At 39.6% G+C, this 24,959-nt stretch carries 17 protein-coding genes; 10 read left to right on the top strand and 7 right to left on the bottom strand.

All coding sequences use genetic code 11. The features are described from left to right. The 5 genes from tsaB to ACJMMI_RS02135 form a co-directional block, all read right to left on the bottom strand. The coding region (tsaB, locus tag ACJMMI_RS02115) for a tRNA (adenosine(37)-N6)-threonylcarbamoyltransferase complex dimerization subunit type 1 TsaB (protein ID WP_405353059.1) at positions 1–297 on the bottom strand (297 nt) is incomplete at its 3' end. Next, positions 294–719: a tRNA (adenosine(37)-N6)-threonylcarbamoyltransferase complex ATPase subunit type 1 TsaE gene (tsaE, locus tag ACJMMI_RS02120; RefSeq protein ID WP_405353061.1), complete on the bottom strand. Its 426-nt coding sequence runs from the start codon at positions 717–719 to the stop codon at positions 294–296. The genes tsaB and tsaE, both read right to left, overlap by 4 nt. Further along, positions 719–2,386, bottom strand: a complete 1,668-nt coding sequence (locus tag ACJMMI_RS02125) for a formate--tetrahydrofolate ligase (RefSeq protein WP_405353063.1) — start codon at positions 2,384–2,386, stop codon at positions 719–721. Before ACJMMI_RS02125 ends, tsaE begins: the two co-directional genes overlap by 1 nt. Before the next feature lie 729 nt (positions 2,387–3,115). After that, complete coding sequence (locus ACJMMI_RS02130; protein ID WP_405353065.1) at positions 3,116–4,453, bottom strand: CCA tRNA nucleotidyltransferase; 1,338 nt, start codon at positions 4,451–4,453, stop codon at positions 3,116–3,118. 15 nt (positions 4,454–4,468) lie between these two features. Beyond that, positions 4,469–6,799, bottom strand: a complete 2,331-nt coding sequence (locus ACJMMI_RS02135; RefSeq protein ID WP_405353066.1) for an HAD-IC family P-type ATPase — start codon at positions 6,797–6,799, stop codon at positions 4,469–4,471. Between the two features lie 173 nt (positions 6,800–6,972). Here ACJMMI_RS02135 and spoIVB point away from each other — a divergent pair, with 173 nt between their 5' ends. Continuing rightward, the gene (spoIVB, locus tag ACJMMI_RS02140) at positions 6,973–7,983 is read left to right on the top strand and encodes a SpoIVB peptidase (RefSeq protein ID WP_405353068.1); all 1,011 of its coding nucleotides are present in this window, start codon (positions 6,973–6,975) and stop codon (positions 7,981–7,983) included. Positions 7,984–8,132: 149 nt separating this feature from the next. Then, a complete protein-coding gene (gene spo0A, locus ACJMMI_RS02145; RefSeq protein ID WP_405353070.1) occupies positions 8,133–8,903 on the top strand; it encodes a sporulation transcription factor Spo0A in 771 nt (256 codons plus the stop codon). 127 nt (positions 8,904–9,030) lie between these two features. Here the strand turns inward: spo0A and ACJMMI_RS02150 are convergent, their stop codons facing one another. Further along, positions 9,031–9,726 (bottom strand): 4Fe-4S dicluster domain-containing protein, encoded by a 696-nt coding sequence (locus tag ACJMMI_RS02150; protein WP_405353072.1) that lies wholly within the window; start codon positions 9,724–9,726, stop codon positions 9,031–9,033. Positions 9,727–9,812: 86 nt separating this feature from the next. Here ACJMMI_RS02150 and ACJMMI_RS02155 point away from each other — a divergent pair, with 86 nt between their 5' ends. The 6 genes from ACJMMI_RS02155 (at position 9,813) to ACJMMI_RS02180 (ending at position 20,126) form a co-directional block, all read left to right on the top strand. After that, positions 9,813–10,472: a Crp/Fnr family transcriptional regulator gene (locus tag ACJMMI_RS02155; RefSeq protein ID WP_405353074.1), complete on the top strand. Its 660-nt coding sequence runs from the start codon at positions 9,813–9,815 to the stop codon at positions 10,470–10,472. A 236-nt stretch (positions 10,473–10,708) separates the two neighbouring features. After that, positions 10,709–11,017, top strand: a complete 309-nt coding sequence (locus ACJMMI_RS02160) for an STAS domain-containing protein (RefSeq protein ID WP_405353075.1) — start codon at positions 10,709–10,711, stop codon at positions 11,015–11,017. Positions 11,018–11,029: 12 nt separating this feature from the next. Further along, positions 11,030–12,793 (top strand): MATE family efflux transporter, encoded by a 1,764-nt coding sequence (locus tag ACJMMI_RS02165; RefSeq protein WP_405353077.1) that lies wholly within the window; start codon positions 11,030–11,032, stop codon positions 12,791–12,793. Between the two features lie 10 nt (positions 12,794–12,803). Further along, on the top strand, positions 12,804–13,184 hold the full coding sequence (locus ACJMMI_RS02170) for a condensation domain-containing protein (protein WP_405353078.1): 381 nt from the start codon (positions 12,804–12,806) through the stop codon (positions 13,182–13,184). After that, a complete protein-coding gene (locus tag ACJMMI_RS02175) occupies positions 13,153–14,799 on the top strand; it encodes an AMP-binding protein (protein ID WP_405353080.1) in 1,647 nt (548 codons plus the stop codon). Before ACJMMI_RS02170 ends, ACJMMI_RS02175 begins: the two co-directional genes overlap by 32 nt. Continuing rightward, positions 14,757–20,126, top strand: coding sequence for an amino acid adenylation domain-containing protein (locus tag ACJMMI_RS02180; RefSeq protein ID WP_405353081.1), 5,370 nt, complete (start codon positions 14,757–14,759; stop codon positions 20,124–20,126). Before ACJMMI_RS02175 ends, ACJMMI_RS02180 begins: the two co-directional genes overlap by 43 nt. Positions 20,127–20,657: 531 nt before the next feature. Here the strand turns inward: ACJMMI_RS02180 and ACJMMI_RS02185 are convergent. Beyond that, entirely contained in the window at positions 20,658–21,608 is a 951-nt protein-coding gene (locus ACJMMI_RS02185; protein WP_405353083.1) for an L-lactate dehydrogenase, read from the bottom strand. A 207-nt stretch (positions 21,609–21,815) separates the two neighbouring features. Here ACJMMI_RS02185 and ACJMMI_RS02190 point away from each other — a divergent pair, with 207 nt between their 5' ends. Together ACJMMI_RS02190 and ACJMMI_RS02195 are read left to right on the top strand one after the other, a co-directional pair. Beyond that, positions 21,816–23,180, top strand: a complete 1,365-nt coding sequence (locus ACJMMI_RS02190) for a sodium-dependent transporter (protein ID WP_405353085.1) — start codon at positions 21,816–21,818, stop codon at positions 23,178–23,180. 175 nt (positions 23,181–23,355) lie between these two features. Next, a partial coding sequence (locus tag ACJMMI_RS02195) for a DUF3825 domain-containing protein (RefSeq protein ID WP_405353086.1) occupies positions 23,356–24,959 on the top strand: 1,604 nt, incomplete at its 3' end.

Consider the following 24,959-nt stretch of genomic DNA (forward strand, 5'->3'; position numbering starts at 1 on the left):
AAGGCTTTCAAGTGTTGACACCTCAATACAAGGCAAATCGTCAGCAAAAGCAAGTCCCTTTGCCGCAGCAACGCCTATTCTTACGCCTGTAAATGAACCTGGACCGCAATTTACGGCAACGGCTGTAATGTCCGAGGTCTGCACATTTGTATTTGCAAGCAGACTTTCCACCATAGGCATAAGAGTTCTGCTGTGGGTAAGCTTAGTGTTTATAAAAAACTCACCGATAATTTTGTTTTCATCACAAAGTGCGGCTGAGGCAGCTGTGGCACTTGTATCTATTGCAAGAATTTTCATTGCAGAGTAACACCTTCAATTTCAAAAATTCTGTCATCGTCATTTTCGCCCTTGCTTATTCTGATTTTAATGCAATCAGCAGGCAAAGCCTCCTCAATATTTTCACTCCACTCAATGATAATTATACCATTGTCAATATAGTCAAAAAAGCCTGTGGAATACAAATCGTCCCAACTGTTTACCCTGTACATATCAAAGTGAAAAATATTGTACTTGCCGGAATATTCATTGACAAGAGCAAATGTAGGGCTTGAAACATTTTCTCCTGCACCCAAAGCACTCGCAAGCCCTCTTGTAAAGGCAGTCTTGCCCATACCAAGACCGCCAAAAAGAGCTATTACCTCTGTACCGCACAGCTTTTCGGCAATTTTTGCACCGAGTGCCTCGGTTTCCTGTGCGTTATGTGTATTTACAGTAATCATTAGAATAAACCGTTAATCTTGCCTTCCGGTGTAACATCAATCTTCTCTGCTGACGGAACTTTCGGAAGACCCGGCATTGTCATAATGTCACCTGTATATACTACCACAAAGCCTGCACCGTTTGAAAGTGTAAGGTTTTTAACTGTGATTTCAAAATCCTTTGGAGCACCGAGAAGTGTTGGATCGTCAGAAAGTGAATACTGAGTTTTAGCAACGCAGACAGGGAGTTTGTCACCGCCAAGAGCCTGAATCTGCTTTAATGCCTTTTCGGCAGCCTTTGTATAGTTCACTCTTGAAGCACCATAGATTGTCTTTGCAATCTTGTCAACCTTTTCTTTAATAGTAAGGTCGTCAGCGTAAAGCGGAGCAAAGTCTGACGGCTGTTCACAAGCTTCTACTACCTTCTTTGCAAGCTCAACGCCGCCTTCGCCGCCCTTAGAAAATACATTTGAAAGGGCAAAGTCTGCACCCTTAGACTTACAGTAGCTCTCGATAAACTCAAGTTCTTCCTTTGTATCTGTGCCGAACTGGTTGATTGCAACAACTACAGGCACACCGTACTTTCTCATATTGTCAATGTGAACACCAAGGTTTTCAATACCGTTTTTGAGTGCCTCAAGGTTTTCCTGAGAAACCTCTGCCTTTGGCACACCACCGTTATACTTGAGTGCACGGCAGGTAGCAACAATAACTACGGCAGACGGCTTGAGTCCTGCATATCTGCACTTGATATCAAAGAATTTTTCAGCACCAAGGTCTGAGCCGAAGCCTGCCTCTGTAATACAGTAATCGCCAAGCTTTAATGCAAGCTTAGTAGCACGAACGCTGTTACAGCCGTGAGCAATGTTTGCAAACGGGCCACCGTGCATAATAGCCGGAGTACCCTCAAGAGTCTGAACGAGGTTTGGCTTGATAGCGTCTTTAAGAAGAGCAGTCATAGCACCGTCAGCCTTTATGTCCTTTGCAAATACAGGCTCGCCTGCGTATGTGTAAGCAATAAGAATATTGCCAAGTCTTTTCTTTAAGTCAGAAATATCATCTGCAAGGCAAAGAATAGCCATAACCTCTGAGGCAACTGTGATAATGAAATGATCCTCACGAGGAATACCGTTTACTCTGCCGCCAAGACCTACAACAATGTTTCTTAACGCTCTGTCGTTCATATCAAGACATCTCTTGATGAGAATCTGACGAGGGTCAATTCCGAGAACATTGCCCTGCTGAATGTGGTTGTCAAGCATTGCACAGCAAAGGTTATTTGCAGATGTAATAGCGTGCATATCACCTGTGAAGTGGAGGTTGATGTCCTCCATAGGAAGTACCTGAGCGTATCCGCCGCCTGCAGCACCGCCCTTTATGCCAAATACAGGGCCAAGAGATGGCTCTCTAAGTGCTATAACAGCCTTTTTGCCAATCTTAGCCATAGCCTGACCAAGACCTGCGGAAGTAGTAGTTTTACCCTCACCTGCCGGTGTTGGGTTGATAGCTGTAACAAGAATAAGCTTGCCGTCAGGTTCGCTTTCAAGACGCTTTGCAAGGTCATCTGAAAGCTTTGCCTTGTACTTGCCGTAAAATTCAAGTTCATCCTCTTTAATTCCGATTTGTGCGGCAACCTCTTTGATTGGGAGCAAGGTCGCAGCCTGAGCGATTTCAATATCACTTAACATATTGAAAATACCTCCGTTTTCCGATTAATTTTACTTTCATTATATCAAAACTTTCCCTTTCTATTATTCTAATATGTAATTATTTTTTACAATAAAATATAAATCACCACGCTTTTCGGTTTATTTTTCAGATTTACAGACATTAATTTACAGATAAAACAGGCTCTGTTTTATCTGTTGGGGTAACATTTATAAATTATGGTTTAGCAACGGTCGGGAAACTTTTTCTTGAATTAGCACAGACTTTATACTCGAAAATAAAAATTTGGTCAACCTTTTTCAAAGGTTGTGGGTGTGGGCAAAGCCCACAAATACTTTTCCCTTACGCAAAGCTTCGATAGCCAAACAGCAGGCTGTTTGGCGGCTTGAACGCAACGGCGAAAACCTTATAACTGCGACAGCAACACAAAAAGCCATTTTTCTTTATTATTTTTTAATGAAGTATTTCTTTTTTAAGGCTGTCGCCTGTTTTGTCAAACTTTGCTTTAGCACACAAACAGCGTTGCTGTTTGTGCCCAATAGAATGATATAAAAACAACTTTTCTTGGGCGTTGCCCAAACCCACGAGCCTTTAAAAAGGCTCGACCTAAATTTTATGTTAATTATCCAAAGCTCTCTGCTAAACAATAATTTATTAATATCACCCAAACATTTAAAACAGAACCGACAAAACAAAAGGCTCAGTCAAACCGAGCCGTAAATGTGAAAGAGATCAAACTTATATTGCAGTTAGAGATTATTAAGCTCTCTTGCTTTTTGCATAAGAGCAGAGTTTGTGTTTTCGAGTCTGTCATCCATTACTAAGCTAAGTAATTTTTTGAGCGTACAGCCTATCTGCCTGCCGTCTGTAATGCCCATTTTGATTAAATCGTGACCGTCGATTTCAAGCTGTTTAAGAGTAAAACAGTCCTTTTCCCTAACAATTTCATCAAATGCCTTGCAAGTAAGTTTGTAATTGCGTAGCTTTTCGTCACGCTTGTACATAGACTGAGCCAGCATATCGGCATACTGTACCTTTAAAAGTCGGCGAAAATTTTCCTCACCAATCTTGTTCATAAGCCGCCTGATTTGCGGCTTATCGCCCGTAAAACGCACATCGTGATAGGTAATCAGCGTTACGCAGTCGTCAATAAATTCCCGTGGATACTTCATTCTCTCAAGAATTTGCTCAGCCATAACCGCACTGAATTTTTGATGTCCCTTAAAATGAGCAGTGCCGTCAGGGTCACGCTTACAAGCCATCGGCTTGCCTAAATCGTGCAAAAGCATGGTAACACGCAAAAGCGGTTCAGGGGCAATGTTAGTCATAGCACAGGTGGTGTGCCTCCAGAGAGTTTTGTTGTGATGTATATTATGCTGTTCGTAACCGAACATAATTGTAATTTCAGGCAAAAACTGGGCAAACACATCACGGAATCTTCTGAGAATGTACTCACAGCTTTCACCGCAGACAAGCTTGTTGAACTCGGTTGTAATACGCTCAGTGGCGATGTTATGTAATAGCTTTCGACACTCAAAAACAGCATTGGCGGTATGCTTTTCAATCGCCATATTGTAGCAGGAGGCAAAACGCAATGCCCTCATAATACGCAATGCGTCCTCGTTGAAACGCTGTACGGGATTGCCCACACAGCGAATAGCCATAAGCTCAAGGTCATACGCACCGTCAAAAGGGTCAACAAGTCCTGTCCTCTCACTATAAGCCATAGCGTTCACAGTAAAATCTCTGCGTGACAAATCAGTGACTAAATCATCGGTGAACTCAACCTTTTCCGGGTGGCGATTGTCGAAATATTCGCCGTCAATGCGGAAGGTAGTAATTTCATACACAACAGAGTTTACCACCACCGACACTGTACCATGCTTTATTCCGGCATCAAAGGTATGAAAATCGGCAAAAATTATAAGAATATCATTAGGCAAAGCATTGGTGCAAATGTCCCAGTCCTGAGGCTCTTTTTGAAGCAGAGAGTCACGCACACAGCCACCCACAGCATAAGCCGAAAAACCGGCTTTTTCAATTTTGTTAATTATCATTCTTACATCAACAGGCAATTTGATTTTCATACCAACAACTTCTTTTTATTTATACTTATTCTTATTCTTTTCTATGAGTTTTTCTGCGTAATTGTAGAGCAAATTGAACAGTACTATTGTGAATGCAGAAAGTAAGCCGAATAGGATTAGTCCGTCAAGTGAGAGCCATACAAGTGAGAAAAAGCCTGCAAATAAAACACAGCCAAGCACAATGCCGACAAATGACACAATAAGCATAGCAATTCTCAGTGCATTGAAAGGATATGAAAGCCTTAAAATGAGCATATACGCACACAAAGCTGTCATATATACGCAAATTGTAGAGTATTCGTCAGGTGCAAGGGTGGTGAACTTTGCGATGATTGCCATACCTATTATATTAAGTATGGTACAGAATGCCGCAGGTATTGCCCTTGCTATTATATTGTAGGTAAAGTTGCCTTTTATTCTGTTTTTGTTAGGCTGTAGAGCAAGCACGAATGACGGCAAGCCTACTGTTAACGCTCCCACAAGTGAGAAGTGGATTGGCTCGAACGGATATGGCATTTGGAAAAAAATAAAGAATACAGACAGCACAATGGTGTAAATTGTTTTTACAATATACAAAGCCGAGCTACGCTCAAGATTGTTGATTGTTCGTCTGCCCTCTGCCACAACACCCGGCATTGAGGCAAAGTCATTATTGACAAGCACAAGCTGAGAAACATTTCTTGCGGCATCACTGCCTGCCGCCATTGCGATTGAGCAGTCAGCCTCTTTGAGTGCAAGAACATCGTTTACGCCGTCACCTGTCATAGCAACAGAGTGACCGTTCTTTTTGAGTGCAAGCACAAGCTGTTTCTTCTGCTGAGGTGTTACTCTGCCGAATACGCTGCATTCCTCGGCTACTCTCTCAAGTTCTTCCTCGGTTTTGACAGTTGTCATATCCACAGCGTTTTCCGCACCCGAAATACCTGTATCCTTGGCAATGTTCTGCACAGTCTTTACACTGTCACCGGATATAACCTTGAGTGCCACACCCTGTTCTTTAAAGTAATTTATAGTATCATTTACATTTTCACGAAGTTTGTCTTTTATAAGCACCACAGCAAGCGGTGTAAGGTCTGCCGGCAAACCGTTTGCAAGTGAGGTATCGGCAGATGCAAGCACAATAATTCTTACAGTATCTTTGATTTTTTCGATAACATCAAAAACCTCTCTATACTTCTGCTTATCCTTAAATATAAACTCTGCCGCACCGATTACATAGGACTTTCCGTTTTCAAAGTCACCGCCCGACCATTTGGTTTCTGACGAGAACGGATAAAACTTTTTACAGCCCACATACTTTTCACCGTCAACATATTTCTCTATTGCAAGCAAGGTTGCGTTCTTGTCCACTGAAAAATGTGCGATAGATGAAAGTGCCGTTTTTATCTCGTTATTATTCTTTAAAGTAATAATATCAGTAACATTCATCTCATCGGTAGTGAGCGTACCCGTCTTATCAAGACAGAGCACATCTACCCTTGCAAGGGTTTCTATGCAGTACATTTCCTGTACAAGCACACTTTTGCGTGAAAGTCTTATAATAGAAACAGCAAGCACAGAACTTGTAAGCAAAATCATACCCTTTGGAATCATACCAAGCAGGGCGGCAACGGTGCTTACTACTGTTGCCTGCAAATTGCCGTCATTTATACCAAACTGTCTGATAAAAAATGCAATACCCACAGGGAAAAGGATAAAGGTACAAATCTTGATTATAAGATTGAAAGAACGCAAAATTTCCGAGTTAATTTTCTTTATGTACTTTGCCTCGTTGTTAATTTTGGCGGCATAGCACTCAGAACCAACCTTGTTTGCCCTTGCGTAGCATTTACCAAGGCTTATAAAGCTACCCGAAAGCAATTCATCTCCGCTTTTCTTTTCTATAAGGTCAGACTCACCCGTAAGCAGGCTTTCGTTTACCTTACATTCACCGTCACACACAATGCAGTCGGCAGGAATTTGTGAGCCTCTCGACAGCACAATTAAATCGTCCTGCACAATTTCTTCCCTGCTTATTTCAACTTCTTTGCCGTCACGCACAACTGTTACTTTCTTTTCCGACAATATAGTAAGCTTATCAACGCTTTTCTTTGAGCGGATTTCCTGTACAATACCAATGGTGGTGTTGGCAATCATAATGCCTATAAAAAGCATATTCTTGTAAGAACCGACAAACGCAAGTGCCACAAGCAACACAACATTGATTGCGTTAAAAAGCGTGCAGATATTATCTCGGAAAATTCTTCCAATAGACTTGGTTTTGAGGTTTGAAGTAATATTTATCTTACCCTCATTCACTCTTTGTGCTACCTCTTGCGAAGTAAGGCCCTTATAATTTCTTTCCATTTTATATCCTTTCAATGTAAATATTAAAAAATTTTAAAAATTATAGCATTTCTAACTCATTTTCCGTAAAAATAAGCTTCTTTCTTCCAACAATTTTTTTAATATTAAAAAATGCCGTTTTCTTATATTATAAATGCTAACACTAAGAATGGCAACGGAAAGAGGGTGATTTTTTGAATTTTTTTAAAAATTTTTTATCAGTTGCCCTGACTGCTATTATTTCCATTTCTGCCACCGCTATTCCTTGCAACAGCGGTGAACTGCCAAAGTATGTGTATATGGGCGGTGAGCCGTTTGGTCTGAAAATGTATGCAGACGGAGTTATGATTGTAAATCTTGAAAGCTACTACTGCGGTAATAAATATGTATGTCCCGCAAAAAATGCAGGTCTTAAGGAAAGCGACGTCATAAAGGAAATTAACGGCACAGAGATTACAAGCAACGAAATACTGAGAGAAATTACCACAGGCTCAGACGGCAACACACTTGAGGTAACCCTTGAGCGTGACGGTAAAACGCTTACAAAGCAGATTACGCCTGTAAAAAATATGGCAGGCACTTACCTTATCGGTGCGTGGGTGCGTGACAGCAGTGCAGGCATCGGCACAGTAACCTATTATGACAGCGACAAGGCTTACTTTGCCGGTCTTGGTCACGGCATTTGCGACTGTGACACCGCAAAGCTTATGCCACTTGCCACAGGTGAGGCGGTGGTGGCACAGATAAGCAGTGTTACCAAAAGCACAAGCGGTTCACCCGGCAGTCTGAACGGATATTTCTCTGACAGAATTATAGGTAATATAACCAACAACTGCGACATTGGCATTTATGGCACTTTTGATAATTCTTTGACAGAAAACAAACAAAAGCTTCAGGTTGCCGACTTTAGCGAAATAAAAAAAGGTGAGGCTACAGTTTACACCACAGTTGATGGTGACTCGCCAAAAGCCTACAGCATTGAAATTACAAGAGTGAACCATAATGGAAACGCAAATGAAAGTTTCAATCTTAAAGTTACCGACGAAGAACTTTTGAGTAAGACAGGGGGTATAGTTCAGGGTATGAGCGGAAGTCCGATTGTGCAGGATGGAAAGCTTATCGGTGCGGTAACCCATGTATTTGTAAATTCACCTGATGAGGGATACGGCATATATATTGGAAATATGATGAGGAATTATGAATAATTTAGCTTTTTCCGTAAGATTTTGGCAGTTAATTATTTTAACCAAAAAAAATTTCTGATTTATTGAAAATTTTTGCTTGGAAACTATTGCCAAATTTACCATTTTATGGTAATATAATCTCACAGAAAAATTACTGGGGGAAATAATCAATGGAAAAAGCAATCAAACTCATCATTACAGAGGAAGCCTCTGACTTTTCACAGGAGAGCAGTAATATAATGGAGAGCTACAACATCTCCACTGCCTTTTGTGCAAAGGACGGAGAAGAACTGCTCGGTCGTATCAAAGCAGAACAGCCTGATGTTGTTCTGATGGACTCATTTATGACAAGGCTTGATGCAATCGGAGTTATGCGAAGTGTAAGGAGAGATAAGCTGAAAGCACCGCTTTTTATAGTATTCTCTTCATTCCACAACGCAATCCTCGAACAGCAGGTAATGAACTCGGGTGCGTCATACTTTGTGCTGAAGCCGTACGATATTTCTGAGCTTTGCCAGAATATTGTAAATATGACAAAACGCAGTAAGGAAAGCTTTATCGGCAATCCGGTTATGTTTGACGCATTCGGCATTGAGCTTAAGGTAACCGAAATTCTGCACGAAATCGGCGTACCTGCTCACATCAAGGGCTACCATTATTTAAGGGATTCTATCATTATGTCGGTAGAGCATCCTGAAATTATCAATGCAGTTACAAAGCAGTTATACCCGTCTGTAGCAAAAAAGTATGAAACCACATCTTCAAGAGTAGAACGAGCAATCCGCCATGCTATTGAGGTTGCCTGGGACAGAGGTGATGTTGATGTGCTTAATTCCTACTTTGGCTACACAATCCACAACGACAGAGGCAAGCCAACCAACAGTGAATTTATAGCAATGATTTCTGATAAGCTAAGATTACAGATTAAAAACGCAAGCTGAGTAATTAAATTCAAGGGCTGTCCGATTGGGCAGTCCTTGAAAATATTGTGCCAATTTATTTTTGGTATATTCGGTTGTATCGGGAAATTTTTGTTTACCGATATAAAAGCTTAACAATAATTAAGATTTAATCAAGAATTTTACCGTCAATAGAAATTGTGACAACCTGCCATGGGATAAATTTTCCGCTGTTCTGCAAGGCTTTTTTAACTGCAAACTCGAGTCCTCCGCAGCAAGGCACTTCCATACGCACAACGGTAACGCTCCATATATTATTGTTTGATATTATCCTTTCAAGCTTTTCGCTGTAATCTACATCGTCAAGCTTAGGACAGCCAATGAGTGTAATTTTGCCACGCATAAAATCATTATGCAGCTGAGCATAGGCATAAGCTGTACAATCGGCTGCAATAAGCAGCTTTGCACCGTCAAAGTATGGTGCGTTCTCCGGTACAAGCTTTATCTGACAAGGCCACTGACCGAGCTGTGACGGCATTTTTACATTGTCAAACACACTCTCACTCTCTCTTGCAAAGGTCTGTACCCTATGTCCCGGGCAACCGCTTACAGGCTGTTTCTGAGCTTTTTTACGTATATTCGCCTTTACTGCCTCCTCGTCATATGCCGCTGCCTCTCGTTCTACAAAGTTGATTGCACCTGTGGGGCATGTCGGCAGGCAGTCGCCGAGTCCGTCGCAGTAGTCGTCACGCAAAAGCTTAGCCTTGCCGTTCACCATTCCGATAGCACCCTCGTGGCAAGCATTTGCACACGCACCGCAGCCGTTACATTTTTCTTCATCTATATGAATAATTCTTCTTATCATAATATACCTCCGTATTGATTTTGCAAGCTTATTATAATATAATAAAAAAACAAATTATGTGGTTATAGCAACGAAATGAGGCTTTTATGAAAATTTCTGATATATTCCTTTTCAAAAATATGACCGAACAGGAAATCACTCTTATGAACAAGAGCAAGTATATGAAAAAGCGAATCTTTGCCAAAAGCTCTTACATTTTTAATATGGGTGATGTTATAGATGAATTTGGCATTGTGCTGTCGGGCAATGTGATTATAGAAAACATTGATTTCTTAGGTAACAAGAGCATAATCGGCTACGCAAATGAGGGCGAGATTTTTGCCGAAACCTATGCCCTTTGCCATGCACCGATGATGGTTGATGTGGTATGTGCCGAATGCTGTGAGGTGCTTTTTGTAAATCTAAAAAAATTGCTCAATCCCGAGAACAGCAAAAATTTGTGGTATCCGAAATTTATGAATAATCTCCTTATGCTCTCCTCTCAGAAAAACCTCGCACTTTCCCGCAGAATTTTTTGCACCTCGCCAAAGGCAATCCGCACAAGGGTGCTTGCCTATCTTTCGGAAGAATCAATGAGGGCGGATGCCACAGATTTTGAAATTCCATTTGATCGCCAGCAAATGGCGGAATACTTAAACCTCGACAGAAGTGCCCTGTCAAAAGAACTGAGTAAGATGAAAGCCGATAAAATCATTGACTACCACAAAAACCACTTTATTCTCTTAAACCTGCAAAATGATTTATAATATATTTTTTACAAGTCTGCCAAAAAAGCAGACTTGTATTTTTTTGTTGTTATATATAAATATATGCTTTTCCCATAACATATTGACTATGACAAAAGCGGGACAAATTTGCCGTTATTTTGCTAAAAAATAAAAATTTTTAGGCTCGTAATTTGTTAATTTATTGCTAAGAAGATGATATAATATTAAAGTTGATATACATATATAAATTATTATAATTTTCGGAGGTTCTAATTATGGAAATTAATAAAGCAATAAGTAATCAGAATGTAATCTTTACCCTCAGCGGAAGGCTTGATACACTTACTTCTCCTCAGCTTGAAGATGAAATCAAGAACACTTCCTTTGAAGATACGGAAAATGTAATTTTAAATATGCATGACCTTGAGTATATTTCAAGTTCGGGGCTTAGAGTTATTCTTTCTCTTTACAAAGCTCTCAAAAACCAGAACAGCAAGCTTAAAATTATAAATGTAAACAGCGGCATTATGGAGCTGTTTTCTATGACAGGGCTTGCCGACTATATGGACATTGAAACAGCATAAGGCGGTGGCACAATGAGCAGTACCACACTTGACAGAAACGCCGTTACCGTCAACAAAAAATACACAGAATATTTTTTACCGACTGTTCTTACGGCAATGGCAACAAACATTGCAATGATTGTTGACTCAATTATTGCCGGCAACCTGCTTGGCAAAAATGCACTTGCGGCAATCAGCCTGTTTTCGCCAATCTCTCAGCTTTACTTTTCACTCACCATTCTGTTCGGCCTTGGTGCGTCATCAATAGTTTCTTTCTTAAAGGGCAAGCGTGACGCAAAGCAGGCAAATTGGGTGTTCACATCAGCCTTTGTAGTGCTTCTTGCACTAAGCCTTTTGCTTATTGCAATTCAGTTGCCGCTTGCAAATTCTATCTGCTCTCTGCTTACAAAGGATAGTGAACTGCACACCCTGCTTTTTCAGTATTATCTGCCTTTTCTTATAGGCAGTCCTATTTATCTGATTTTACTAAGTGCAATTCATTTTGTGAGGGCAGACGCAAGACCGCAGTTTGCTTCAAACATTATTATAGTAGCAAATGTAGTAAATCTTATTTTGGACTTTGTGTTTATGGGTGCGTTCAAAATGGGCATAGCAGGCTCTTCCATTGCCACAATGACAGGCTATGCGGTCGGATTTATTATGATGTCAACCCACTTCATCACCAAGAAAAGCACCCTGCACTTTGATTTTTCTATCTTAAAAAACATAGGTCATTTTTTCAGTTTTGTTGGCAATATGGTGACAATCGGACTTTCCGGTGCACTTGGCACAATGCTTATTACAGTTAAAATGCTGTTTTTAAACACACTCATTCAGAGTCTTGCCGGCAACGCCGGTATGGTTTCATACTCGGTATGCTCACAGAGTCAGATATTTATGTCAATGTTCATCACAGGTGCAAGTCAGACTATGATTCCGATTATAGGTGTATGCCTTGGCGAAAATGACTATGACGGCGTTCGCTATGCGTTTTTAAGAGCCGCAAAGGTGCTTGCTGTTTCAAGTATAGTTATTACATTGTTTATCTGTGCCGCTCCCGAGATGATCATAAAATTCTTTGGTATCACTTCAGCAAGCGACATTGCAAACACTATTCCTGCTTTGCGAATAAACGCACTGTCGTTTACGGGACTTTCATTCTCTTTCCTGTTGCTTTACTATTATATGGCTACACAGAAAAGAGCAATTTCAACCACAATTTCAATTCTTAACGGAATCGGTGTGCTGATTCCGTCCGCACTTATTCTTTCACATTTCTTTGGAATTACAGGTGTGTGGCTTTCACTTGTGGCAACACAGATTGGCACACTTGTTATTGTATTTTTTATTGATCTTGTAATCATAAAAAAATCAAAGGGCAAATACAAGAATTTCTACCTGCTTGAGCAATCGGAGAGCAATGAAGTGCTTTCGCTTTCATTCAAAGGCACAAAGGAAAATGCCGCAGGTGTTTCCCTCTACCTCACTACATTCCTTGACGCAAACGGCTTTGACAAACTGCTTGCCAACAGGTTAGCCGTAGCCGTTGAAGAAATGGCAGTCAATGCCGCCGAAAGAATGGAAAACAAGCGTAAGGATGCCGACATTGACATAAGAATTATAATGGACAAAAATGAAACCATAGTTTCTATCAGAGATAACGGTGATGAGTTCAACCCCACACTCGATTCAGAAAACGACTCACAGCTTAATCCGCTTTCCGTAGTTCGTGCAATTTCAAAGAGCGTTGAATATTCAAGAGAATTGGGCTTCAACCGCACCATAATAAAAATGTAAGGAGTTTATTATGAAAAATATTGACGAGATATTAATTAAGGCAACCGCCGATAAAAAAGACGAATATCCGCTTACTCCTGTGCAGATGGGACTTTACCTTGCCTGTCTGCAAAATCCACAGGGTACCATGTACAACATTCCGTACTACTACAAATTTAAGAAAAACGACTTTGACAAGCAAAGACTTATTGACGCTGTTAAAAAAGCAGTTGACAATCACATCGGTTTAAAGGCTAAGTTTGTTTCATCAAACGGCAATCCGGTTATGAAATTAAGAGATGATTTCAACTTTGAGGTCAAGGAAATTAAGACCGATAATATTGACGAGGTATTAAGCAATTTCGTTCAGCCGTTTGACCTTGAAAACGATTTGCTTTGCAGAGTGCGGTGATGACTGCTACCTGCTTATTGATATGCACCACCTTGTATCTGACGGCACATCTATTGCAGTGCTCGGCAAGGATATTGCTCTTGCATATGAGGGAAAAGAGCTTGCTCCGGAAGATGTTACAATGTTTCAGCTTTCAAGTTTCGAGGAAATTCTTGAAACTACCGATGACTACAAAAAGTCAAAGGAATACTTTGACAGCGTTTTGTCGGGCGTAGATGTAAAAACAACTCTTACAGAGGACTTTGCCGAAAAGCCTGAGGACAATACTAAACCAAGCAGTGTTATCGTAATGAAATCAAACGAAAAATATGCCTATACTCCCGACGAGGTGGACGCTTTCACACGAAAGGTAAAGTCAAGTCCGGGCACATTCTTTGTGGCTGTGTATCAATATGCACTTGCAAAATTCACAGGTCTTGACGAAACCCTTGTGTGCACAGTTACCCACGGCAGAGTAAGCAAGCTTATGGCAAACACAGTTGGTATGATGGTACACACAATACCTTTATACAAGAAATTTGACGAAAATGAAACCATAGCAAGCTATCTTTTCACAGCCAGGAAAAGTCTTAAATCAGCAATCAAAAACGATATTTACCCGTTTGTAAAGCTTGCCGGTGAACACGAAATTGCAAATGATTCTATGATTGTTTACCAGTCGGATATTTTCAACGAAGTTGTTATTGACAACAAGAAGCTTGACTTTAATTTCATTTCACAAGGCAATTCTATTGCAAAACTCAATCTTATGGTGTTTAAACACAAGGATCACTACGAAATCCGTTTTGAATACCGCAGTGACCTTTACAGGGAAGAAACTATCCGTTCCTTTGCTGAAACCTATTTTAAGCTTATTGATGAATTTTTACATAAAGAAAGACTTTGTGACATTGACCTTTTGTCTGACGAACAGAAAGCACAGCTTGATAAATTCAACGCTACAGAGGCTGAATTTGATGATACAAAAACTGTGATTGATTTGTTCAGAGAGCAGGCAAAGAAAACTCCTGACAATGTTGCGGTTGTATATAAAGAAAAGTCATTTACATATGCACAGGTTGACGATATTACAGACAGAATTGCAGGTTATCTAAGTAGTAAAGGTATTGGCAAGGGCGATGTAGTGTCGGTACTCATACCAAGATGCGAGTATATGCCGATTGCGTCAATCGGTATTTTAAAAAGCGGTGCGGCATATCAACCGCTTGACCCGTCTTACCCACCTGAAAGACTTGCCTTTATGGTAAAAGATGCAGATGCAAAATTACTCATTGCAGACGAGAGCCTGCTCGAACTTTTGCCGGACTACAAGGGTGATATTCTTCTTACAAAGAATATTCCGTCACTTCCACAATCAAACGCTGAAATTGCAAAGCCACAGCTTGATGATTTATTTATTCTCATCTACACCTCAGGCTCTACAGGTGTGCCAAAGGGTGCTATGCTTGAGCATAAGAACATCAGTTCATTCTGCAATTTTCATATAAGAAAATTCGGACTTTGTGAGGGCAGGCAGTATCGGCATACGCAAGCTACGGCTTTGATGCCTGCCTCAGCGAGATGTACCCTGCTTTGGTATGCGGTGCTACCGTTCACATTATTGAAGAGGACATAAGGCTTGACCTTGTAAAGCTTAACAAATATTTTGAGGACAACAACATTTACATTGCCTTTATGACAACACAGGTTGCAAGGCAGTTTGCTACTGAAATTGAAAACCACTCGCTCAAATACCTCTTAACAGGCGGTGAAAAGCTTGTTCCTCTTGAGCCGCCAAAGAATTTAATTCTTGTAAACGGCTACGGCCCTACAGAGTGTACCGTTTACATCACATCGCAAGATGTTGACAAATACTACGACAGAGTGCCTGTAGGCTATCCGCTTGATAATATCAAGCTTTATGTAATTGATAAATACGGCAGACGACTTCCTGCCGGTGCGTTGGGTGAGCTTTGTGCATCGGGCAGACAGGTATCGAGAGGATACCTCAACCGTCCTGAACAAACAGAAAAGGTATATCAAAAAAACCCGTTTGACTACAAGCACGGCTACGAAAGAATGTATCACACAGGCGATATTGTTCGCTTTATACCTGATGGCAGAATTGACTTTATCGGCAGAAATGACGGTCAGGTTAAAATCAGAGGCTTCCGTATTGAGCTTTCCGAGGTTGAAAAGGTTATTCGTGAGTACGATGGCATTACAAATGCTACTGTTATTGCCAAAAAGCTTGAGGGCGGCGGTATGTGCATTAACGCATACTTTGTTGCCGACAGAAAAATAGAAATCTCAAAGCTTAACGAATTTATCGCAGAGCGTAAACCGCCTTATATTGTGCCTGCCGCATCTATGCAGATTGATAAAATTCCGCTGAATGTAAACGGCAAGGTTGACAAACGCAAGCTTCCCGAAATCACCGCACCTGTAAAGGCTAAAAAGGAAAGCACAGCAAGAAAGCTTACCTTCCTTGAAAAGAAAATTTCTGGAATTGTAGAAAAGATTCTCGGTCACAATGAACTTGACATATCCGAAAACCTTATCAATGCAGGTATGACCTCACTTTCTATCATTAAACTTGCAGTTGAGCTTAACAAGACATTCGGCTTTGAGGCAAATGTTAAGCAGATGATGAAAGGCTGTTCGGTTGTGTCTATTGAGGACGAATTGCAGGAATTTATGCTCACCGCTGCCACAAGAAAGCCGCAGACAGAGGAAAAGAAAAAGGAGCACAAAGCCCTCTACCCTCTCTCAAAAACACAGCTTGGCGTATATCTTGACTGTATGAAAAATCCATACAACACCCTTTACAATATTCCGTCAATTCTCACATTCCCAAAGAGTTTTGACGCAAACAAGCTTGCCGACTGCGTAAAACAGGTGCTAAAGGCACACCCATACATCTACACAAGCCTCACAACCGAGAATAACGAGGTTGAACAGAGGTATGTGGACAATGCCGAGCCTGATTTTCCTGTTGTATCACTTACAGAAGATAAGTTTAAACGCTTTAAAAAGGAATTTGTAAAACCACACAATCTTGCTAAAGCACCGCTTTTCAGAATAGGCATTGTTGAAACCGAAAAGAATATCTACTTACTCTCCGACTTCCACCACATTGTCTTTGACGGTGCATCAGTTTCTTTGTTTATACAGCAGTTAAAGGCTCTTTATGAGGGTGGCAGCATTGAGTCGGAAACCTACACATATTTTGACTATATAGAAAATGAAATTGCAGCCGAAAACGGCGAGGAATTTAAAAAGGCTGAAAAGTACATTGACAATATGATGAAGAATTTTGAGTCTGCATCAGAAATTACAGCCGATTTAAGAGGAAAGCTTGAGGACGGCAGCCTTGCCGAAGAATTTATTCCGCTTGACATCAAGCCTTATAAAAAATTCTGCTCACAGCATGGCATTACCCCTGCCCACCTCTTCCTTGCCGCAGTGTTCTACACAGTATCTCGCTTTACAAACAACCGCAATGTATATCTCAGCACCATAAGCAACGGCAGAAGTGATATGCGGCTCACCAACTGCTTTGGTATGTTCGTAAAAACCCTTGCACTCGGCATTGAGGTTGAGGACATTACTTCGCTTGAATTTGTGCAAAAAAGCAAAGAAGTTTTCACAGGCTCTATTGAAAATGAAATTTACCCATATGCTCAGCTTTGTGCCAAGTACGGCTATGCACCAAGCTTTGTTTACGAATATCAGCTCGGTGTTGTTGATGACCTTGTAATCAACGGCAACAAAATCGAGCGTGATTACCTTGATATGAACACAGCAAAATTCAAAACCGCTGTTCATATTGAGGAGAGAAACGGCAAACCATATGTCATTGTACAGTACAATGACGCACTTTACAGCAAGGAACTTATGCACACACTTGCACAGTCTGTAGCCTGCGTTGCCGAGAATATCATCTCAAATCCAAACGGCAGAATCAGGGAAGTTTCTATGCTCACATCTGAGCAGATAAAACAGCTTGACGGCTTTAAATCTACTATGATTGCACCTGTTAAAAACAAGCTTTTGCACAAAATGTTTGAACAGCAGGTACAAAAAGCTCCCGATAACATTGCAATTTCAGCTTGTGACGGCAAGCTAAGCTACTCAGAGCTTGACCGTCTTGCAAACAAAACAGCAAATGCACTCATTGATATGGGACTTAAAAAGGGTGGCAGAGTAGTAATTCTGCTTGAAAGAACTTCCAAATTTTTCACTTCTTTACTTGGTATCTTAAAGGCAGGCGGTGCGTTTATTCCAACCTGCCCTGACTATCCAAAAGAAAGAATAGACAGCATAATTGAGGACAGTAACGCTGACTTTGTAATCACAGAGGGTGAACTTTTGAACACATACAGCAATACTGTAGATGTGGCAAAACTTCTTGCTTTTGAAAATGACAGCAATCCTAATGTTGATGTTCAGCCTGAAGATCTTGCATATCTTATTTACACATCAGGCTCAACCGGCAAACCAAAGGGTGTTATGCTCAGACACATTGGCATTGCAAACTACCTTACCTACAGTGACGCAAATATTCAGGTAAAATATGTGGTTGACAACTGCAAAGCTTACGGCTCGGTTACTACAATTTCATTTGATATGTCGCTGAAAGAAACTATGCTTTCGCTTTGCAACGGACTTACACTTGTATTTGCAAGTGACGAGCAGACCGTAAACCCGATGTCACTTGCAAGGTTCTTTAAAGAAAACAATGTAGATGCGTTCAACGCTACACCGTCACGACTTCTTCAGTATATGGAGCTTGACGATTTTGCCGAGGCAATGGCAAACTGCAAGGTTATCCTTTCCGGCGGTGAAAAGTACCCTGACAAGCTTTTGAATGTACTGCGAGAAAAGACAAATGCAAGAATCATCAACACCTATGGTCCAACTGAAATTACAGTTTCCTCAAACGCAAAAGAGCTTACTCACGCCGAGCAGATTACCATAGGCAAACCGCTTATGAACTACACCGAATACATTGTAGACTGCGACAATAACCTGCTTCCTGTCGGCGTTGTAGGTGAACTTCTCATCTCAGGCTGCGGTGTTGCACTCGGCTACAACAAGCTTGAGGAGCAGACAAAGAAAGCCTTTATCGACTTCAAGGGTGAACGCACCTACCGTTCGGGCGACTACGCAAAATGGACAAGTGACGGCGATGTAATTATCCTTGGCAGAACCGACAATCAGGTAAAGCTGAGAGGTCTGAGAATTGAGCTTGGAGAAATTGAAAAGTGCCTTACATCGGTTGATGGCATCAAGAGTGCCATTGCTCTTATCAGAAAGGTAGGCAAGGCAGACGCTATATGTGCTTACTTCACAGCCGACAAACCGCTTGACATTGAGTTTGTCAAAGGTGAACTGAAAAAGAGCCTTACCGATTATATGGTGCCAACGGCTTATATGCAGCTTGACGAAATGCCGCTCACACCAAACGGCAAGGTAAATACAAAGGTTTTACCTGAACCGACAAGCACAAAAGCTGAAAAGGGGGCTGAACCTAAAAACGAGCTTGAAAGAATGTTCTGCAATATGTTTGCCGAAATCCTTGAGCTTGACAAGGTTTATGCCGACGACAGCTTCTTTGACATTGGCGGTACTTCTCTCACAGCAACACGAGTAGTAATTGCCGCAAGCAAAAAGAACATTGACCTTGCATACAGCGACATTTTTGAGAACACCACCCCACAGGCTCTCGCAAAATATGTGAGTAAGGAAGAAAACACTGAGCAAAACGACCTTGAAAATCTCGATAAATTTGACTATTCGGAGATTGATAAAGTTCTTGCAAAGAATAATATTGAAAGCTTCAAAAACGGTGAAAAACAGAGCCTTGGCAATGTGCTTCTCACAGGCCCGTCAGGCTTCCTCGGTATTCATATTCTTTATGAGCTTTTGCATAAATATGACAGCAAGGTATATTGTATGATTCGTGACAAGAAAAATAACCCTGCTGAAAACCGCTTAAACTCTATGTATTTCTACTATTTCGAAGAAAGCCTAAAGGAAAGATATGCAGACAGAGTTGTGGTACTCAGCGGTGATGTCACAAGTCGTGAGTCATTTGACAAGTTCTCAGAATTTGACATTGACACTGTAATTAACTGTGCCGCAAATGTTAAACACTTCTCAAAGGGCACAGATATTGAAGATGTAAATCTCTACGGCACACTCAATGTGCTTGACTTCTGCAAGCAGATAAATGCCCGACTTATTCATGTTTCAACAATGAGTGTCGGCGGAATGTATGTCGGTGAACCGGGTCCTGTAAAGCAGCTTAAGGAAAATCAGCTTTACTTTGGTCAGCATGAAGGCTCAAAATATACACTCTCAAAGTTCCTTGCCGAAAGAGCTATTCTCAGCGAAGTTGCAAAGGGATTTAACGCAAAGATTATGCGTGTAGGCACACTTTCCGCAAGAAACAGTGACGGTGAATATCAGATTAACTTCACCACCAACACATTTATGGGCAGACTTAAATCCACACTTCTCATCGGCAAGTATCCGTATGAGGCAATGGAAATGCCGTTTGAGCTTTCGCCTATCGACTTTGTCGCAAAGGCAATCCTCTTGCTCGGACAGTCACCAAAGGAATGTGTAGTATTCCACCCGTTCAATAACCACACATTAATTATGGGCGACCTTTATGCTGAAATGGATAAAATGGGACTTCACTCAGAGCCTGCCGAAGCCGAGGACTATGAAAAAGCACTTGAGCTTGCCGAACAAGATCCTGAAAAGGCAAAGATACTCTCAAGTATGATTGCTTATCAGAATATGGCTCATGGTCAAAAAACCTTTACCGTCGGCAAAAGCAACGCTTACACAATGCAGGTGCTTTACAGAATGGGCTTTAAGTGGCCTGTAACCTCGCTTGACTTTATGAAACGCTTTATCAATGCCCTGCGTGGCCTTGGTTTCTTTGATTAATTATATGTTTTTTTCAATAGTTGGGGTAAATTATGGTTTTGAAGAGAGTTTCGCATAAATAACAAAAAATTTAGGTCGAGCCTTTTTAAAGGCTCGTGGGTTTGGGCAACGCCCAAGAAAGCTGTTTCCATTGCCTTTTATTAGGCACAAACAGCGGGCTGTTTGTGTGCTGAGGCAAGGTTTGACAAAACAGGCGACAGCCTTTTAAAAGAAATACTTCATTAGTAAATTATAAAGAATAATGGTTTTTGTGTTGCTATCGCAGTTATAAAGCTTTGTGTTAGCTAAAATATTGTGGGCTTTGCCCACACCCACAACCTTTGAAAAAGGTTGACCAAATTTTTATTTTCGAGTATAAAGTCTGTGCTAATTTAAGCAAAAGTTTCCCGACCGTTGCTAAACCATAATTTATCAACATTACCCCAACATTTAAAACAGAACCAATTATATTGCTGTAACAAAAAGCGGAGTGTACAAAAATACACTCCGCTTAGTTTGTAGAAAGGTGACTGAAATTCAGCCACCTTTTAATTAAATTTCGCAATCGTCAAGAATACTGCGTAAAGTATCGGCAGATTTTTTCAGATTGACTTTCTCTTCTTCGCTCAGAGAAATAGGTACTTTGGTTTCAATGCCGTTTGCACCTACTATGGACGGCATACTGAGTACAACATCGTTTATTCCAAATTCGCCGTGCATCATTGAAGAAATCGGAAGAATTGACTTTTCGTCACGAATAATTGCCTCGCAAATCCTCTTTACTGCCATTGCCACACCGTAATAAGTAGCACGCTTTTTGGCAATGATTTCGTATGCACTGTTCTTTACCTTTTCAGCTATGTTTTCCTGCGACTCATCGTGATTGTAATGTCCTCTCATCTCGCAGAAATCATCAAGCGGAATACCCGAAACATTGGCACTGCTCCAAACCGCAATCTCGCTGTCGCCATGCTCACCGATTATATAAGCGTGAACACTCTGGCTGTCAACCGACAAATGCTCACCAAGCTGACATTTAAGTCTTGCGGTATCAAGCACAGTACCTGAACCAATTACACGATTTTCTGCAAAACCCGAAAGTTTGATAGCTGTGTATGTGAGAATATCCACAGGGTTTGCCACAACAAGCAAAATTCCTCGGCAATTTCTCTTTGCAATTTCCGGAATAATACTCTTGAAAATTCCTACATTTTTATGTACAAGGTCAAGTCTTGTTTCGCCCGGCTTTTGACCTGCACCGGCAGTAATTACAATAATTGCTGCGTCAACTATATCATCATAGTCGCCTGCATAGATTTTCATATTGCCCACAAAAGGAATACCATGGCTAATATCCATAGCCTCGCCCTCTGCCTTATCTTTGTCGGCGTCAATCAACACAATTTCCGAGAAAAGCTTGCTCTGCATCAAAGCAAAAGCAGACGCTGAACCAACAAATCCGCAGCCTATTACTGCAATTTTTCTTAAATTAACTTTATCCATAATGTTACCCCCTAAAATAAAGTTTCTATACCCATAATCAGCAATTGATAATGATTACTGATTTAAGTATATTATATCACATTATTTAGAAAAATCAAGTAAATTAGGAATAATTATCGTTTTATTTACAAAATTTCTATTTCACTTGACAAGCTATATTGATATTTTATATAATTATAATGTATATTGCCTTTTAGGAGAGTATTTATGGAAAGAGAAAATTTTAAATCCAAGCTTGGGTTTATTCTCGTAAGTGCAGGCTGTGCAATCGGAATCGGCAATGTATGGCGATTTCCATTTGTAACAGGTCAGAACGGCGGAGGTATTTTTGTACTTCTTTATCTGCTGTTCCTTGTGATTATGGGCATACCTGTGCTTACTATGGAGCTTGCTATCGGCAGAGCAAGTAAAAAAAGTGCCGTACTCGCATACAAAGCACTTGAAAAGCCAAAAAGCAAGTGGCACATTCACGGTTGGTTCTGCATACTCGGCTGCTACCTGCTTATGATGTATTACACACCTGTGTCGGGTTGGATGCTAAGCTACTTTTTTAAATTTGCAACAGGCACATTTGAAAGCGGAATGTCCTCAGAGCAGGTGAGTAATGTTTTTTCAAACCTGATGTCAAACCCTACTGAAATGATAATCTGGATGGCAATAATGGCGATTGCCGGATTTTTCGTGTGCAGTAAAGGTATACAGAACGGTATTGAAAAGGTCAGCAAGGTTATGATGATTTTACTACTTGCTTTGATTATCATACTTGCAGTAAACAGCCTTACGCTGTCAGGAGCTATGGAGGGAGTCAAGTTTTATCTTGTTCCTGATTTTGACAAGGTAAATTCCATTGGAATTGGTCATATTATAACCTCTGCAATGAGTCAGGCTTTCTTTACGCTTAGCCTCGGCATTGCCTCAATGGAGATTTTAGGCAGTTATATGACAAGAGAAAAAACTTTGCCGAGCGAATCAATAAAAATCTGCGTACTTGATACTTTTGTGGCTATCACCGCCGGACTCATTATCTTCCCTGCCTGTTTCTCATACGGAGTTGAGCCTGATCAAGGCCCTGCATTGATTTTTGTTACACTTCCAAATGTATTTGTAAATATGGCGGGCGGCAGAATCTGGGGCACACTTTTCTTTATGTTTATGACCTTTGCGTGCTTCTCAACTGTTATTGCTGTATTTGAAAATCTGATTTCATTCAGCATTGATATGTTTAATTTTAGCCGAACAAAGGCGGTTATTATAAATGCGATTATTATGCTTATCGGTTGTCTGCCTTGCATATTCGGATTTAATATTCTCAGTGGTTTCAACATCTTTGGCAAAGGCGTGCTCGACATTGAGGACTTTGTTGTCAGCAATCTGCTGTTGCCTGTGGGTGCGTTCCTGTATTCCCTTTTCTGCTCCACAAAATTCGGTTGGGGCTTTGACAATTATCTTAATGAATGTAACCAAGGCTCAGGCATAAAATTCCCAAAATTCATAAAACCATATGTAAAATATGTATTGCCAATCCTCGTGCTTATAGTCTTTATCTCAGGCTTTATACCACAAGGCGGTTAAATTACTTGAGTGCACCTTGCAGTTTTGCAGGGTGCATTCATTATCTTTATAATTATTATAATTTAGCAATAACCAACATTTTGTGAAGTTCTATTGAAATAATTATCAATAAATGTTATAATATAATAAATAAAGCAATTAATAATAATTATATTTATAAATAGGAGATATTTTTATGAATTATGTAAATGCTAATACAAATATGTTTTGTAAACCAAATATTGATTTTTTCTATCAACCTGGGGAATACGCATATGCAAAATGTACAAAGAAATCAGATCAAGGTTATTTTTTTATGTGTATTGATAATTACTCATCCTTTTTTATACCAACTATTGTGGCTAAAAATATAAACAAGAATATTGAAGAAAACAATTATTATTGGGTTACTCTTGATAACAATTTTACTCAAAATGAAAATACATGTCATTATATAAAAGCATGGTTTCCAAAAATAAATAGTATTGTTAAAGAAATCAATAAATTTTCAGAATTACATAATAAAAATGATATTATTTATGCTCCAATCAAAGAAATAAAATATGACCATATACTTGTCAACATTACTCCAAGCTATACTGCCAAAGTATATACAACTGCATTGAATAATCCAATTTCAAATTACAATCAGAATGATATAAAGAAATTTAAAATAACAGATTTAATTAAGAAAGATGACAAAAAAATAGATGTATTTTTAACAGAAATAGATGACAAATCTCTTGCAAGTCGAGATGAAGTATTATGGAGTTTGTTACCAAAATCTCTGAATATTTCAGAAGTAATTATTCCTAATAAAATAATTGAAACACTTAAAGAAAGAGATATTTTATCACTCTTTATTTTAAATAAAGCAACGGTAAAAGAAGACAATTTTAATTCAAGAGATTTAGCATTAGTTTTAAACGATAGGTACATAAGTGCATATAATAATAAAAAAATAATTATACGAGATAATAATAAATCCTTTTATTTTATGGAATTTAACACAGAAATAAAAGATAATAACGGAGCACCCATATTCGCTTGTTTTAAAAAAAGTAAACAAGAAAAGAATTCTAAGTGGGTGTGTAATTTAATTGGTTTTACATCTGCAGAAAGAGAATTTGAAAAATATATTTATGTAGATAATTGGCAAAGTTTATTAGATGAATTGTTTGATTTGGTATTAAGCGGAGAAAACTGGGATTTGCCTGGTAATGGTGAACATGGAAAGCATTTTATTCTCAAGCAATATTTAAGATTTACTTTTTATAAAGTTCACCTTGATGGAAAAATCGTTGAGAAAGATGGTAACGCTATCTTTGATACAGGTCTTGTTGATCAATCTTATGATAATATATACTGTTTTTTAAAGAAAAATGAAAACGAGAATGATTTTTATAGCAGAGAGTGGAATTTTGGATTTTTTGCTGCATGGGGAAAAGGTGAAAAAGGTAAAAAAATCAACGGTTTATTTGCTCAAAAACCGGAACCGCCAAAATATATAGATAGATTAGAAAATATATTTTTTGATACCGATAAAGAATTGTATTGTGATTATGAACACATAATATTAGACAATGCAGATCGTTTACCCATTGAATTCTTTAAAGCAAAATTATATTTAGATGAAACAATTCAAGAAATAGCAAAAGAATATGAAAACGCTAATAATCATTATGAAAGAAATAAAATCATGAAGAAAATTAAGGAATATATTAAAAATGAATTTAATCAAAATAATCATATTTTTAAAGATATTCAGTTGGGTTTAAAACAAGCCGTAGATACAGCAAT

Origin of the sequence: Ruminococcus sp. (genome assembly GCF_045129435.1) — a bacterium.
In the GTDB taxonomy this organism is placed as follows: domain Bacteria; phylum Bacillota; class Clostridia; order Oscillospirales; family Acutalibacteraceae; genus Ruminococcoides.